This window comes from Pseudomonas sp. RHF3.3-3, from assembly GCF_048069595.1.
Lineage (GTDB): Bacteria > Pseudomonadota > Gammaproteobacteria > Pseudomonadales > Pseudomonadaceae > Aquipseudomonas > Aquipseudomonas fuscovaginae_B.
This window is the reverse complement of the sequence record NZ_CP182250.1, coordinates 6,703,165-6,717,361: the sequence shown is the minus strand read 5'-3', so window position 1 is coordinate 6,717,361 and position 14,197 is coordinate 6,703,165. Positions and strand designations below refer to the sequence as shown.

Annotated in this window: 14 protein-coding genes; 7 read left to right on the top strand and 7 right to left on the bottom strand. The window is 63.3% G+C overall.

Going from position 1 to position 14,197, the window contains the following annotated elements; all coding sequences use genetic code 11:
* The first annotated feature begins 127 nt into the window (after window positions 1-127).
* Window positions 128-514 (top strand): MAPEG family protein, encoded by a 387-nt coding sequence (locus tag ACMGT0_RS29595; RefSeq protein WP_054059723.1) that lies wholly within the window; start codon window positions 128-130, stop codon window positions 512-514.
* A 133-nt stretch (window positions 515-647) separates the two neighbouring features.
* Here the strand turns inward: ACMGT0_RS29595 and ACMGT0_RS29590 are convergent, their stop codons facing one another.
* On the bottom strand, window positions 648-1,796 hold the full coding sequence (locus ACMGT0_RS29590) for a murein transglycosylase A (protein WP_054059918.1): 1,149 nt from the start codon (window positions 1,794-1,796) through the stop codon (window positions 648-650).
* Between the two features lie 146 nt (window positions 1,797-1,942).
* On the opposite strand from ACMGT0_RS29590, the gene ACMGT0_RS29585 reads away from it, so the two are divergent.
* Window positions 1,943-2,392 carry a c-type cytochrome gene (locus ACMGT0_RS29585; RefSeq protein WP_054059919.1) on the top strand — a complete coding sequence of 150 codons (450 nt, stop codon included), beginning with the start codon at window positions 1,943-1,945 and terminating at the stop codon, window positions 2,390-2,392.
* Between the two features lie 20 nt (window positions 2,393-2,412).
* Here ACMGT0_RS29585 and ACMGT0_RS29580 read toward each other — a convergent pair whose 3' ends face one another.
* From ACMGT0_RS29580 to ACMGT0_RS29555, 6 genes are all read right to left on the bottom strand, one after another.
* Window positions 2,413-2,808 carry a DUF1090 domain-containing protein gene (locus ACMGT0_RS29580; protein ID WP_054059920.1) on the bottom strand — a complete coding sequence of 132 codons (396 nt, stop codon included), beginning with the start codon at window positions 2,806-2,808 and terminating at the stop codon, window positions 2,413-2,415.
* Window positions 2,809-2,905: 97 nt separating this feature from the next.
* Window positions 2,906-4,579, bottom strand: a complete 1,674-nt coding sequence (gene ligB / locus ACMGT0_RS29575; protein WP_416770820.1) for an NAD-dependent DNA ligase LigB — start codon at window positions 4,577-4,579, stop codon at window positions 2,906-2,908.
* A gap of 87 nt (window positions 4,580-4,666) precedes the next feature.
* Window positions 4,667-5,886 (bottom strand): IS3 family transposase gene (locus ACMGT0_RS29570; RefSeq protein WP_152973122.1). Its coding sequence is split into 2 segments (ribosomal slippage): window positions 4,667-5,538 and window positions 5,538-5,886, totalling 1,221 coding nucleotides; the frame shifts between segments, so codons are not numbered across the junction.
* Between the two features lie 107 nt (window positions 5,887-5,993).
* Window positions 5,994-6,377 (bottom strand): DUF1090 family protein, encoded by a 384-nt coding sequence (locus ACMGT0_RS29565; RefSeq protein ID WP_054059922.1) that lies wholly within the window; start codon window positions 6,375-6,377, stop codon window positions 5,994-5,996.
* A gap of 190 nt (window positions 6,378-6,567) precedes the next feature.
* The gene (gene metK / locus ACMGT0_RS29560; RefSeq protein WP_054059923.1) at window positions 6,568-7,758 is read right to left on the bottom strand and encodes a methionine adenosyltransferase; all 1,191 of its coding nucleotides are present in this window, start codon (window positions 7,756-7,758) and stop codon (window positions 6,568-6,570) included.
* Between the two features lie 19 nt (window positions 7,759-7,777).
* Window positions 7,778-8,773 carry an ArsR/SmtB family transcription factor gene (locus ACMGT0_RS29555; RefSeq protein WP_054059924.1) on the bottom strand — a complete coding sequence of 332 codons (996 nt, stop codon included), beginning with the start codon at window positions 8,771-8,773 and terminating at the stop codon, window positions 7,778-7,780.
* A gap of 261 nt (window positions 8,774-9,034) precedes the next feature.
* On the opposite strand from ACMGT0_RS29555, the gene tkt reads away from it, so the two are divergent.
* The 5 genes from tkt to ACMGT0_RS29530 all read left to right on the top strand — a co-directional run bounded on the left by tkt (window position 9,035) and on the right by ACMGT0_RS29530 (window position 14,146).
* Window positions 9,035-11,032 (top strand): transketolase, encoded by a 1,998-nt coding sequence (gene tkt, locus ACMGT0_RS29550; RefSeq protein ID WP_416770816.1) that lies wholly within the window; start codon window positions 9,035-9,037, stop codon window positions 11,030-11,032.
* Between the two features lie 232 nt (window positions 11,033-11,264).
* Entirely contained in the window at window positions 11,265-12,314 is a 1,050-nt protein-coding gene (gene epd, locus ACMGT0_RS29545; protein WP_054059926.1) for an erythrose-4-phosphate dehydrogenase, read from the top strand.
* A 17-nt stretch (window positions 12,315-12,331) separates the two neighbouring features.
* Window positions 12,332-13,495 (top strand): phosphoglycerate kinase, encoded by a 1,164-nt coding sequence (locus ACMGT0_RS29540; protein WP_054059927.1) that lies wholly within the window; start codon window positions 12,332-12,334, stop codon window positions 13,493-13,495.
* A 14-nt stretch (window positions 13,496-13,509) separates the two neighbouring features.
* Window positions 13,510-13,752, top strand: a complete 243-nt coding sequence (locus ACMGT0_RS29535; protein WP_054059928.1) for a hypothetical protein — start codon at window positions 13,510-13,512, stop codon at window positions 13,750-13,752.
* A 58-nt stretch (window positions 13,753-13,810) separates the two neighbouring features.
* Complete coding sequence (locus tag ACMGT0_RS29530; protein ID WP_054059929.1) at window positions 13,811-14,146, top strand: MliC family protein; 336 nt, start codon at window positions 13,811-13,813, stop codon at window positions 14,144-14,146.
* Window positions 14,147-14,197: the final 51 nt, after the last annotated feature.

Below are 14,197 nucleotides of genomic sequence, written 5' to 3'. Positions count from 1 at the left end.
TGCCCCGCGGGCCATCAGATGCGCTAGTGTTGTGTGCGCCTTTGCCGACTAGACCGGCTTGCGCGAAACCGGCGTGCCTGCATGCTGGTCGACATGTTCATCCAACTCCAAGAACAAGGACTTTGTCATGACTCCAGCACTCTGGTGTGTATTGATCGCGATCTTCCTGCCCTACTTGTGCACCGGTATCGCCAAGTTCAGTGGTGGCCAGTTCGGGCCGCGGCAGAACCATGACCCGCGGGCGTTCCTGGAAACCCTCGAAGGTTTCGCCAGGCGCGCGCATGCGGCGCAGTTGAACAGTTTCGAGGTGACCCCGGCCTTTGCCGCCGCAGTGATCATCGCGCATCTGGTCGGTCATGCCTCGCTGGTGACGATCAACGTGCTGGCGGTGCTGTTCATCACCAGCCGTCTGCTGTACATCATCTGCTACCTGGCTGACTGGGCAGTACTGCGCTCGGTGGTATGGGCAGTGGGGATGGCCTTGATCGCGAGTTTCTTCTTCGTGTCCATCTGAGGCCTGGCGAAGGCTTCTTCGCGGGCAAGCCCGGCTCCTGCAGTGCGGTGTCGGAAACAGGTTTTCCGACTACGACACCAGCCTGTAGGAGCCGGGCTTGCCCGCGAATAGGCCCCTACGGCCTGCACCGCAATCAGCTACCGATATCCGGCACCTGGGGCAACGCCATGCCCTTGGGCCACAGCATCCAGATATTGCCCTTCTGCTTCATGTCTCCCGCCAGTTGCCCGGCGGCGTCGCCGGTGCCCCAGAACAGGTCGGCGCGGACCTCGCCGGCAATCGCTCCACCGGTGTCCTGCGCCGCCACCGGCCGTACCAGCGGCGTGCCGTCCGGACGGGTGGTCGACAGCCACAGCAGGCTGCCCAGCGGAATGACCTTGCGATCCACCGCGACGCTGTAGCCGGCGGTCAGCGGTACGTTCAGCGAGCCACGCGGGCCTTCGTTGCTGTCCGGGTTGCGGGCAAAGAACACATAGCTCGGGTTGCTGGCCAGCAGCTCCGGGATGCGCGTCGGATGGGCCTTGGCCCAGGCGCTGATGGTGCCCATGGTCACGTCTTCCTTCTTCAGCTCGCCCTGTTCCACCAGCCAGCGGCCGATGGCCCGGTACGGGTGGCCGTTCTGGTCGGCGTAGCCGATCCGCAGTTGCCGGCCGTCATCCAGGCGAATTCGGCCCGAGCCCTGGATCTGCAGGAACTGCAGGTCCATCGGGTCGGTCAGCCAGGCCAGCACCGGAGCCTTGACGCCCTGGGTGGCGATCAGTGCGGCGTCGTCATAGGGTTTGACCACACGGCCTTCCAGTCGTCCACGCAGGCGCTTGCCCTTGAGTTCCGGATAGAGGCTGTCCAACTGGACGATGATCAGGTCGTCCGGTACTCCATAGACCGGCACCGTGGCCTTGTCCGTGCGGGTCAGGCTGCCGGGGTAGACGGGTTCGTAGTAACCGGTGATCAGCCCGTCGGCACTGTTTTGCGCCGAGCGCAGTCCGTAGACCTCGAGGTTCTGCTGAAGAAAGCTGCGAATGGCCACGGGGTTGGCGGGCACATTGCTCGCGGCGGCACAGGTGGCCGCCCAGGTGGCGTCGCTCTTCAGCCGGGTGCAGGCGCTGCGCCACGAGGCGAAGCCGGCCTGCAGGTCGGCGTCGGAAACGTTCGGCAGGGCTTTCCAGTCGGCCTTGACGTAAGTGGTGACCGGCACGGGTGGCTGGTTGTCCTTGCCATTGCAGCCGGCGAGCAGGGCCAGGGCGAACAGGCTCCAGCCCAGGCGTTTGTAAGTGGTGTTCATGAAGCGGTGTATTCCTTGAGTGATCACCTGTTCAGTCGTTGTTCAGGTAATCCATTCATTGAGTGAGGGTATTGGCGGCCTGGCCTATTGGTGTTTGATCTTCAGGCGAGGATACTGGCCGCCGTCTCCCGTGACCTGATGCCATCATGACTATCAAGAAATTTTTCGTTGTATTGCTGGCCGGCCTGAGCCTCGCCGCCTGTGGCGGTATCGACCCGAACTCGCCACTGGGCCAGCGCAAGGCCATTTTCAAGCAGATGCTCAAGACCAGCGAAGACCTGGGCGGCATGCTCCGAGGTCGGATCCCTTTCGACGGCCCGGCGTTTGCCGAGGGAGCGATCAAGCTGGATAGCCTGTCCCATGAGCCGTGGAAACATTTCCCGCAGGTCAAGGAAACGGAGCATACCAGCGCCAAGGCCGATGTCTGGCAAAAGCAGGCGCGTTTTCAGGAACTGGCCCGCTCGCTGGAGAGCGCCACCGGCGAGCTGGTGGTGGCGAGCAAGGTCCAGCCCTACCAGGCCAGCCTGCTCAGGCCGGCGGTGGAAAGGGTCGAGGATGCCTGCGATGCCTGCCACAAGGAGTTTCGCGATCACTGAGTGAACGGGGGCGGGCCGGGCTACTTGTCCAGCTCGTCCAGGGCGTCCTGCAGCTCCTTGCGGGACTCGGCGAGTTTGTCCTTGCGCTTGTTGATCTTCTCCGGGTCACCCTTTTTCATCGCCTTGTCGAGGTCGGCCTGACGGCGGCTGACCTCGTGCCGGGCATCGAGCACCTTGTTCTCCCGCTCCTTTTTCAGCGAGGTGTCGGTGCAGTGGGTGGTGACTTCGTCCAGGGCCTTCTCCAGGCCGGCCTGTTGTTCGCTGTTGCCCTGGGCCCTGGCGGCCTCGAGCTGGTTGCTGATGGCCTGGCGCTTGGCCGCGCAACCGGTCAGTTCGGGTTGTTCCTCGGCGGCCAGGAGCGGGGCGGCCATGACCGTGCACAGGGTGAAAAGCACCAGTGAAGAGGGAAGTTTCATGAAAGGCTCCGTGCTGAAAAATACTGAAAAGTGACAATGAACAAATAAAAGCCGACTCGGTTGTATGAGTGTTCCGATTCGGTTTGCAGCTTTTTCCTCAGAACCCATCGACCCCGGCGACACGTAATGATTCAGCCAGGGCCATTACCTGTGGGTCCCGAAAGAAGGCACCCAGGCGCGCGGCCCGTTCGGGGCCGATCCCGGGTTCGGCCTGCCAGGCCCCGACGGTTCGGCTGGCCAGTGCCTGCCAGTTGCCGTCCAGCCTGATACCGGCACCGGCGGGTACGCCCAGGGCCCTCAGCCAGCACTCGAACGGCCGTTGTCGGGCCAACCGGGCGTTATCGAGCAACTGCCGGCTGCCGACCGGGCCCAGGCCGGCAATGTTAGCAAGCTCGTGGGCATCGAGGGTCAGCCAATCGAGCAGTTGTGCAAGGCGGCCCGCGCGAGCCAGCTTTTCCCAGGTTCCGGGGCCCAGTCCTGGCAGCTCCAGCCCCTGCTTGCCGCTCAGCCAGGCCAGTCGGGCGAGAAACTGGCTTTCGCAACCCGGGCCGTAGCGCCAGCAACTCGACTCATGGAAATCGTCCGGGTTGGGGACGTCGAGCGGTTCGCGTTCGACACTGCGCCAGACCACCGCGTCCAGGCGCGGAATGGTCAGGCCGGCGAGGCTGATGGCCACCTGATCGCCGGGACGAATGTCCAGCTCCCGCCAGCGTTGCAGCGAGCCGGTACTGACCCGCCTGATCTGACGGTCATCCAGGCGTACCGGGATCAGCTCGAGCATCGGCGTGATCCGGCCGGTGCGACCGATCTTGAAGCTGACCTGGCGTACATGGGCCAGGGCCTGGCTGTAGGGGTATTTCCAGGCGACGCTCCAGGAGGGTGCCCGGGCCTGCCAGAGGTGCGCGGCGGGCCGCTGACCCTGACGCAGAACCACGCCATCGCTGACGAAGGGCAACGGCTCTCGGAACCAGCGCTCGCGCCAGTGCCGGGCTTCGGCAAATCCCCTGATCGGCCGGCTGTAGGTCGCGCTGTCGGGGAAGCCCAGGGCGTTCAGGCCTTGCAGGCGCTCAGGCTGGGTCGCCGGGCCATCGGGCCAGTCCCAGACGAACAGGCCAATGCCTTCGCCCTCATCGGGTTGCAAGCGGTGCCGGGCCATCAGGCCAGCGACCTTGCTGCGGGCGTTCAGCCCGCCGTGTTCGGCCTGCACATGGCCGCTCTGGCGCCAGTACAACTCGCCTTGCAGCACCAGGTCGAGGGGTTGCGGCAATTGGCCAGGAATGGCCACGATCCGGCGGGCCTGGTCGGTCCAGTTCTGGCCCTTGAGGCCGTCGCCACGGCTGATCACCTGCTGCAAGCGACCTTGCCGGTAGCTGAGGGTCACGGCCACGCCATCGACCTTGGGCTGGATCCACAGGTCCTGGCGGGTGCTGATCCAGTCCCGGGCCGCCTGTTCGTCCGGCAGCTTGTCCAGCCCGGTATGGGCAATCGGATGGGGAGTCGGCCCGCGCGCCTTGAGCAGCGGGTTGTCCGGCGGACTCCCGCTGGCGGCAAAACAGTCGCGCCAGCCCTGCAGGGTCTGGCGGGACTGGTCGTAGAGCTCGTCGGCGACCGGCGAAATGCCCTGGCGGTGGTAACGCTCGTCCCACTGGGCGATTTGTTGCTCCAGGGCCTCGATTTCGCGCAGGGCACGCTCCTGCGGCCACTGCGGGCACGGCGCGGCCTGGGCTGCGAAACAGCAGATGAAAAAGGCGATACCCAGGACGAAGCCCATGCCGCAGCCTCCTTGCTCGACCGAAAGGCAAAGCCTAGTGTCTAGTCCTGAAATAGGTTTACACCTGTTCAGGTAGGCCCACAGGCCTCAAAACGCCCGATGCACCGCATCGGGCGTTTTGTTTTTCAGGGCCATATGAGGCCGTTCTGTGTTGTAGATCTGCACTGCCTCATCGACCATCTTCCTCGCCTGCTCCAGATTTTCTGGGTTGCTCAACAGCAACTCTGTTTTGAGGATTCCGTTGATGCGCTCAGCAAGTGCGTTTTGGTAGCAGTCATATCCGTCAGTCATCGAGCACTGAACTCCGTGCCGTTGATGAAGTGACTGGTACAGCGCCGAACAGTACTGGATGCCTCGGTCCGAGTGATGAACTAAGGGCTGACGACGACGCCGCTTGCGTAGGGCCTGTCTAAAGGCCTGGGCAACAGACTCCGCATGCAAACCTTCATGCACATGGTGCCCGACAATCTTTCTGGAATACGCATCCGTCACCAGACTTAGGTACAGTGGACCGCTACTAGCGGGCAGGTAAGTAATGTCCGCCACCCAGACGTGCTCCGGCCCTCCAGGGACCACCTGATTCGGGCCTGGCTTGAGTAGATTGGGATGCCGGTAGAAGCGGTGAAAGCTTTGCGTTGTCTTGTGGTACGCCCGCTTGGGCAACACCAGCAAGCGGTGCTCTCCCAAGACCTGAAATAGTCGGTCTCGGCCAATTCGGACCCGCCTATCCGGCTGGCAATGCAGCAGATAGTGCAGCTTCCTTGTACCCAGTCGTGGCTGACGCATCCGGACCTTTTGAACAAACTCAACGACCCGATCTGCCTGGTGTGCTTTGCTGTCAGCCGCTCGATTTCGCTTGTAGTAAGCCTGCCGGCTAATCCCCAGAAACCGACAAGTCCTGGCAATGCTCAGTCCTGCGACCTGACCTTGCGAGAGGACTTGCCGGATCGCTTTTTTACGACCGACACACCGTAGTCATTCTTCAGGACATCAACGACTTTCTCAAAGAACTGAGCCTTCTGGCTCATCAGCTCAAGCTGCTGCTCAAGCTCTTTGATCCGCTGCTCTGGAGTAAGCGTCTTGGGATCGGACATCACGCAGCTCCTCTCGGCTCGGATTGAGGCCCCCTGGCTCCAATCCTGCCGACCATGCTTACGCAACCATACCAGAACCGTCGACCGCCCCTGGATGCCATACCGCGCTTGGGCCTGCTTGTAGGTCAGCTCGCCTTTTTCGATCTGATCGACAACCGCCAATTTAAAAGACAGCGAGTAATCTCGCTGTGTGCGCTTTACACCTTGCTCCATCTGATTCTCCGGGATTTCGGGATGGAAGGTGTAAACCTTATTCAGGACGGGACATAGGGCATTAAAAAGCCCCGCGGGGGCGGGGCTTTCTTACCGCATATGTCGGCTTACTTGAACAGGCCGCCCAGTGCCTTGATGCCGGCATCGATCGCCTGCGCCTTGGGATCCTGGGGCGCCGCGGTGTTGTTGATGGGCTGCTGGGAGCTTGCCACGCCGCTGCAACTGGCGGTGATATGGTCCACGGCCATTTGCAGGCCGTTGGCCTTGACGGTGTCACCCTTGACCTTGGCGGCATAGATCTGTTTCTGCAGATCCTGCACCTGTTTGGGGTTGCAGCTGCCGGCGTCGGCGGTATTGCCGGTCGTCTGTGTCGTCGAGCCACCGCCCAGCTGTGTCGCCAGGTTGGTGAGTGCGCTCAGGTCGGCGGCCTGGGCTGGAAGGGTGAACAGGCCGAGCAGGATCGCGGCGGGGGCGAAAGCGGAAGTACGCATGGCAAACCTCAATGTTCGATTGCCGACGCATCAGAAAGGTTCTCGAACAGGCGCCGTGCAATATCCAGGGGAGAAACAGGGTCCGAGATGGCGAAATATAGGGAAACAGGTTTGTACAGGGAATGACCGGCTGTCATGAAAAAGCCCTTCATGGCGAACCATGAAGGGCTTTTGTGACGCAACCGACAAATTACAGGCCGGCAGCGGCTCGCAGGGCGTCGATGCGGTCGGTCTTTTCCCAGGTGAAGGTGGTGAAGGTGTCGTCGCCGACGGTCTTCAGCTCCGGGGTACGACCGAAATGGCCATAGGCCGCAGTGTCCTGGTACATCGGGTGCAGCAGGTCGAGCATGGTGGTGATGGCATACGGGCGCAGGTCGAAGATCTCGCGGACCAGCTTGATGATCTTGTCATCGCTGATCTTGCCGGTGCCGAAGGTGTTCAGCGAGATCGAGGTCGGCTGGGCTACGCCGATGGCGTAGGAAACCTGGATTTCGCAGCGGTCGGCCAGGCCGGCGGCGACGATGTTCTTGGCCACGTAGCGACCGGCGTAGGCGGCGGAACGGTCAACCTTGGACGGGTCCTTGCCGGAGAAGGCGCCGCCGCCGTGACGGGCCATGCCGCCGTAGCTGTCGACGATGATCTTGCGGCCGGTCAGGCCGCAGTCGCCCACCGGGCCGCCGATAATGAAGTTGCCGGTCGGGTTGATGTGGAACTGGGTGTCCTTGGTCAGCAGATTGGCCGGGATGACGTGCTTGACGATCAGTTCCATCACGCCTTCGCGCAGGTCGCTGTAGGACACGTCAGGGTTGTGCTGGGTCGACAGGACGATGGCGTCGACACCGACCACCTTGCCGCCTTCGTAGCGGCAGGTCACCTGCGACTTGGCGTCCGGGCGCAGCCATGGCAGCAGGCCGGACTTGCGGGCTTCGGCCTGGCGCTGGACCAGTTGGTGCGAGTAGGCGATCGGGGCGGGCATCAGCTCCGGGGTTTCGTTGCTGGCGTAGCCGAACATCAGGCCCTGGTCGCCGGCGCCCTGGTCTTCCGGCTTGCTGCGGTCAACGCCCTGGGCGATGTCCACCGACTGCTTGCCGATGATGTTCATCACACCGCAGGTGGCGCCATCGAAACCGACGTCGGAACTGTTGTAGCCGATGTCGAGGATCACGTTGCGGACGATGTCTTCCAGGTCGACCCAGGCCGAAGTGGTGACTTCGCCAGCGATGATCGCCACGCCGGTTTTCACCAGGGTTTCGCACGCGACGCGGGCAAATTTGTCCTGGGCAATGATGGCGTCCAGCACCGCATCGGAAATCTGGTCGGCAATTTTGTCCGGATGCCCTTCAGACACGGACTCGGAGGTGAAAACGGAATATTCGCTCATATCGATGGTTTTCCTGAGTTTACCGATGTTGAGTGGCGCCAGTCGGTCCCTGAAAGTGGCGAACCTGAATCTGGAAACCATTACGTAAGCCTACATAGAGGCTGTCCCCGGGGACGAGCCCCGCAGCGATGGCCCAACGGGCCAGGTCTTCCTGTTCGAACCCCAGCCAGAGATCACCGCAGGCCTCCCTGGCCCAGCTCTGGTTGTGGCTGCATAACTCGGTTATCAGCAGACTGCCGCCGGGTCGCAGCAACCCGGTCATCTGCTTCAAGGCTTCGGCCGGCGCGGCGAAATGGTGCAGGACCATGTTCAGGACCACACAGTCGGCCTGGATGCTGTTGTTCTGCAATGCATCGGCCAGTTGCAGGCTGACATTAGTCAACGCCTCGCGGTCGCACAGTTGGCGGGCCAATTCGAGCATGGCCGGGCTGTTGTCCAGCGCCGTGACCTGCTGGAAACGCCGCGCCAGCTCGGGCAGGAAGCCACCGTCGCCGGGGCCGATTTCCAGGGCCGTGGCGGTCGGCGCGAAGTTGAGCTTGTCGAGCAGCGCCAGGACGCTTTCGCGGTATTGCGCCAGGCCGGCGATCAGGTCCTGCTGGGCGCGGAACTTTTCCGCGACCTTGGCGAAGAAATCCTGGCTGGCGGCGGCCCGTTGCCCGTGTACCTGGGTAATGCGGGCCTGCACCTCGACCGGCAGTTGCAGGGCGTCGACCTCGTCGAGCAGGGCGGCGTGCAGCCGGCCGCCCGGCAATTCGGTGTGGGGCAGGGCGCGACGATAGAAGATCGCGTTGCCTTCCCGGCGGGTCGCTACCAGGTTGGCCTGGGCCAGTACCTTGAGGTGGTGGCTCATGCCCGACTGACCGATGGCGAAGATCTGCGCCAGCTCCAGCACGCCGAACGAGTCGTTGGCCAGCGCCCGCAATACGTTCAGCCGCAACGGATCGCCGCCGGCCTTGCACAGGGCGGACAGCTCGTCGCAGCGATCGTGAAGCAGGGCGGGCGCAGGTAGATTCATAAGGCCAGCAGTCTAGTCAGCGTCGCGACGCCCCGCAAGGTCAATATCAAAAACTTTTGATATTGCAGGATAAATGGCACTTTCCCGTTTTCCCGTGGCTCTACAGACCAGGAGCGGAAAGGATTCATCAGCACGATGCGCAACTATCGGCGGGAAAAACGCGGTGGAACGACTATCTGTCATTGCCCCGAGGGCTCTCCCTGAGGGAAAATGCACGCCTTTTTTCCGTTTCGTTTCAACTCAAAACCCAGGAGATCAGCGATGCCCAGCCGTCGTGAGCGTGCCAACGCCATTCGTGCCCTCAGCATGGATGCCGTGCAAAAAGCCAACAGCGGCCATCCCGGTGCCCCCATGGGTATGGCGGATATTGCCGAAGTACTGTGGCGTGATTACCTGAAACACAACCCGAGCAACCCGTCCTTCGCCGACCGTGACCGTTTCGTCCTGTCCAACGGCCATGGCTCGATGCTGATCTACTCGTTGCTGCACCTGACCGGCTACGACCTGTCGATCGACGACCTGAAGAATTTCCGTCAACTGCACAGCCGTACCCCGGGTCACCCCGAATTCGGTTACACCCCGGGCGTGGAAACCACCACCGGTCCACTCGGCCAGGGCCTGGCGAACGCCGTCGGTTTCGCCCTGGCGGAAAAGGTCCTGGGGGCGCAGTTCAACCGTCCCGGCCACAACATCGTCGACCACCACACCTATGTGTTCCTGGGTGACGGCTGCATGATGGAAGGCATTTCCCATGAAGTCGCGTCCCTGGCCGGCACCCTGGGCCTGGGCAAGCTGATCGCCTTCTACGACGACAACGGCATCTCCATCGACGGCGAAGTCGAAGGCTGGTTCACCGACGACACGCCGAAGCGTTTCGAATCCTACAACTGGCAGGTGATCCGCAATGTCGACGGTCACGATCCGGAAGAGATCAAGACCGCCATCGAGACCGCCCGCAAGAGCGAGCAGCCGACCCTGATCTGCTGCAAGACCACCATCGGTTTCGGTTCGCCGAACAAGCAGGGCAAGGAAGATTGCCACGGTGCCCCGCTGGGTGACGCGGAAATCGCCCTGACCCGCGCCGCGCTGAAGTGGAACCACGGTCCATTCGAAATCCCGGCCGACATCTACGCCGAATGGGACGCCAAGGAAGCCGGCCGTGCCGTCGAGGCCGAGTGGGAAGAGCGTTTCGCCGCCTACTCCGCGGCCTTCCCGACCGAAGCCAACGAGCTGGTGCGTCGCCTGAGCGGCGAACTGCCGGCCGACTTCTCGGAAAAGGCCTCGGCCTACATCGCCGAAGTCGCGGCCAAGGGTGAAACCATCGCCAGCCGCAAGGCCAGCCAGAACGCCCTGAACGCCTTCGGTCCGCTGCTGCCCGAGTTCCTCGGCGGCTCGGCTGACCTGGCCGGCTCCAACCTGACCCTGTGGAAAGGTTGCAAGGGCGTCAGCGCCGAGGATGCCAGCGGCAACTACATGTACTACGGCGTGCGCGAGTTCGGCATGACCGCGATCATGAACGGCGTGGCACTGCACGGCGGCCTGGTGCCTTACGGCGCGACCTTCCTGATGTTCATGGAATACGCCCGCAACGCGGTGCGCATGTCGGCCCTGATGAAGCAGCGCGTGATCCATGTCTACACCCACGACTCCATCGGTCTGGGCGAAGACGGCCCGACCCACCAGCCGATCGAGCAACTGGCGAGCCTGCGCACCACGCCGAACCTCGATACCTGGCGTCCAGCCGACGCGGTGGAATCCGCCGTGGCCTGGAAGCATGCGATCGAGCGCAAGGCCGGTCCTTCGGCGCTGATCTTCTCCCGGCAGAACCTGCAGCACCAGGTGCGTGATGCCGCGCAGATCGACAACATCAGCCGTGGTGGCTACGTGCTCAAGGATTGCGCGGGCGAGCCCGAGCTGATCCTGATCGCCACCGGTTCCGAAGTCGGCCTGGCGGTACAGGCCTTCGACAAGCTGACCGAGCAGGGCCGCAAGGTCCGCGTGGTGTCCATGCCTTGCACCAGCCTGTTCGATGCCCAGGATGCCAGCTACAAGCAGGCGGTCCTGCCGCTGGAAGTCGGTGCACGGATCGCCATCGAGGCGGCGCACGCCGACTACTGGTACAAGTACGTGGGCCTGGAAGGCCGCGTCATCGGCATGACCACCTACGGTGAGTCGGCGCCGGCGGCAGCCCTGTTCGAAGAGTTCGGCTTCACCCTGGAGAACATCCTGGGTCAGGCCGAGGAACTGCTGGAAGACTGAGTACGGCGATAGGCCGGTTGTCCGGGCCGGCCTCTTCGCGGGCAAGCCCTGCTCCTACAAGGTGTGTGTCGTACGCAACATTTGGGCACGGCACCCTCCTGTAGGAGCGGGGCTTGCCCGCGAAGGCGGTAGCCCGCACACCGCCTGCTTCCCTGGCTCACAGACAGTCCCGTTTTCACAGAACCCATGCCCCGGCATGGGTTCTTGATGTTCAAGCTCCGGCGAGATCCCCATGCCTCAACCGCGTCCCTACAGAGTTGCCCTCAACGGCTACGGCCGTATCGGTCGTTGTGTCCTGCGTGCGCTGTTCGAGCGGGGAGACCGGGCCGGGCTGGAAATCGTTGCCCTCAACGATCTGGCCGACATGGCCAGCCTTGAATACCTGACACGCTTCGACTCCACCCACGGCCGCTTTCCTGGCGAAGTACGGGTCGAGGACGATTGCCTGCACATCAATGGCCGCTGCGTGAAGGTCCTGCGCAGCGCCAACCCCGAAGACATCGACTGGGCCGGCCTGGGCGTCGACCTGGTGCTCGAATGCTCCGGCGCCTACCACACCCGCGAAGACGGCCAGCGCTTCCTGGCGGCCGGTGCGCCACGGGTGCTGTTCTCCCAGCCGATGGCCAGCGAGGCGGCGGTCGATGCAACCATCGTCTATGGGGTCAACCAGGATTGCCTGACCGGCGACGAACTGCTGGTATCCAACGCTTCCTGCACCACCAACTGCAGCGTGCCGCTGTTGCGCCTGCTGGATCAGGCGATCGGTCTGGAGCATGTGTCGATCACCACCATCCACTCGGCGATGAACGACCAGCCGGTGATCGACGCCTACCACGCCGAGGACCTGCGCCGCACGCGCTCGGCCTTCCAGTCGATCATCCCGGTGTCCACCGGCCTGGCCCGCGGTATCGAACGGCTGCTACCGGAACTTGCCGGCCGAATCCAGGCCAAAGCGGTACGGGTGCCGACGGTGAACGTGTCCTGCCTCGACATCACGATGCAGACCGTCAGCGACACCGATGCCGTGGAGGTCAACCGGATCCTGCGCGAAGCCGCCACCAGCGGCCCGCTCAAGGGGTTGCTGGCGTATACCGAGTTGCCCCACGCCAGCTGTGATTTCAACCATGACCCCCATTCGGCGATTGTCGATGCGAGTCAGACCCGCGTTTCCGGCCCGAGGCTGGTCAACGTGCTGGCCTGGTTCGACAACGAATGGGGTTTTGCCAACCGAATGATCGACGTTGCAGGGCACTACCTGAACGTTGTCCACCCAAAACCGTAAACCAGAGATTGCGACCCATGACCGTGTTGAAGATGACCGACCTCGATCTGCAAGGTAAGCGCGTACTGATCCGCGAAGACCTCAACGTCCCCGTCAAGGACGGTGTTGTCACCAGCGATGCGCGTATCCTGGCTTCGCTGCCGACCATCAAGCTGGCCCTGGAAAAAGGCGCGGCAGTCATGATCTGCTCGCACCTGGGCCGTCCGACCGAGGGCGAGTTCTCGGCCGAGAACAGCCTCGCGCCCGTGGCCGACTACCTGAGCCGCGCCCTGGGTCGCGAAGTGCCGCTGGTGGCCGACTACCTGGATGGCGTTGAAGTCAAGGCCGGCGACATCGTGCTGTTCGAGAACGTGCGTTTCAACAAGGGCGAGAAGAAAAACGCCGACGAGCTGGCCCGCAAATACGCCGCCCTGTGCGACGTGTTCGTGATGGATGCCTTCGGTACCGCCCACCGCGCCGAGGGTTCGACCCATGGCGTGGCCAAGTTCGCCAAGGTCGCTGCCGCCGGTCCCCTGCTGGCCGCCGAACTGGAAGCACTGGGCAAGGCCCTGGGCGCTCCGGCCAAGCCGATGGCGGCGATCGTCGCCGGCTCCAAGGTGTCGACCAAGCTCGACGTGCTCAACAGCCTGAGCCAGATCTGCGACCAGCTGATCGTCGGCGGCGGCATCGCCAACACCTTCCTGGCCGCTGCTGGCCACCCGGTGGGCAAGTCGCTGTACGAGCCTGACCTGCTGGACACCGCCCGTGCCATCGCCGCCAAGGTCAGCGTACCGCTGCCCGTGGACGTGGTGGTGGCCAAGGAGTTCGCCGAAAGTGCTGCCGCCACCGTCAAGCTGATCGCCGACGTGGCCGCCGACGACATGATCCTCGACATCGGCCCGCAGACCGCCGCCCGGTTCGCCGAGCTGCTGAAGTCGTCGCAGACCATCCTCTGGAACGGCCCGGTCGGCGTGTTCGAGTTCGATCAGTTCGGCAATGGCACCAAGGTGCTGGCCCAGGCTATCGCCGAAAGCGCCGCATTCTCCATCGCCGGTGGTGGTGACACCCTGGCCGCCATCGACAAGTACGGCGTGGCTGCGGATATCTCCTACATTTCTACCGGTGGTGGTGCTTTCCTCGAGTTCGTCGAAGGCAAGGTACTGCCAGCCGTGGAAGTGCTGGAAAGCCGCGCCAAGGCCTGAGCCGGTACCGACCGTTGAAAGGGAGTGTTCATAGGGTCAAGCCGCTTGCGCTGTGGCTCGCCGTCGCCGCGCTGGCCGGATGTGCCGGCCAGGCCGCGGTCGAACCGGCGCGGCCAGCGCCCGATCCGGCCGGCAAGGGCTGCTACCAGGCCGACTGGCAGGCGGAAACCGCGCCGTTGTTGAACAAGCGCCTGGGCCCGGATGGCCTGGAGAAATACGACACCCCGTCGCCGGCTCGGGAACAGGGTTGCCCCTGACGGGTCTGATTCATCACATGCAGTACTGGCGGCCTGGGTCGCCAGTCGAGGAACCGGCATGAAAGGCTTTATCGCCCTCGCTTCACTGGCACTGCTCGGCGGTTGCGCCGCCTTCAACCTGCCGTCGTCGAAACCGGCGGACAACTGGACCCGCTGGGTTTGCGACAGTCAGGCCGAAGTGCTCTGGCGTTACGCCGACAGCAGCCAGCAGGCGGTCGACGTACGCCTCGGTGGCGGCGACCAGGTCTATCGCCTCAAGCCGGAAGTCGGCGCCGTCGACAGCGGCGTGCTGTACAGCGACAACATGTTGGCGTTTCACAAAAAAGGTGAGGAAGGCCTGGTCTACTGGGTTGCCACCAACGATTTGATCGGTCGGGCCTGCAAGGCGCCCTGACCGGTAGTAGCTTGATCTAACTTGAATAGCAGCCGCCGCTACGGCAGGCTT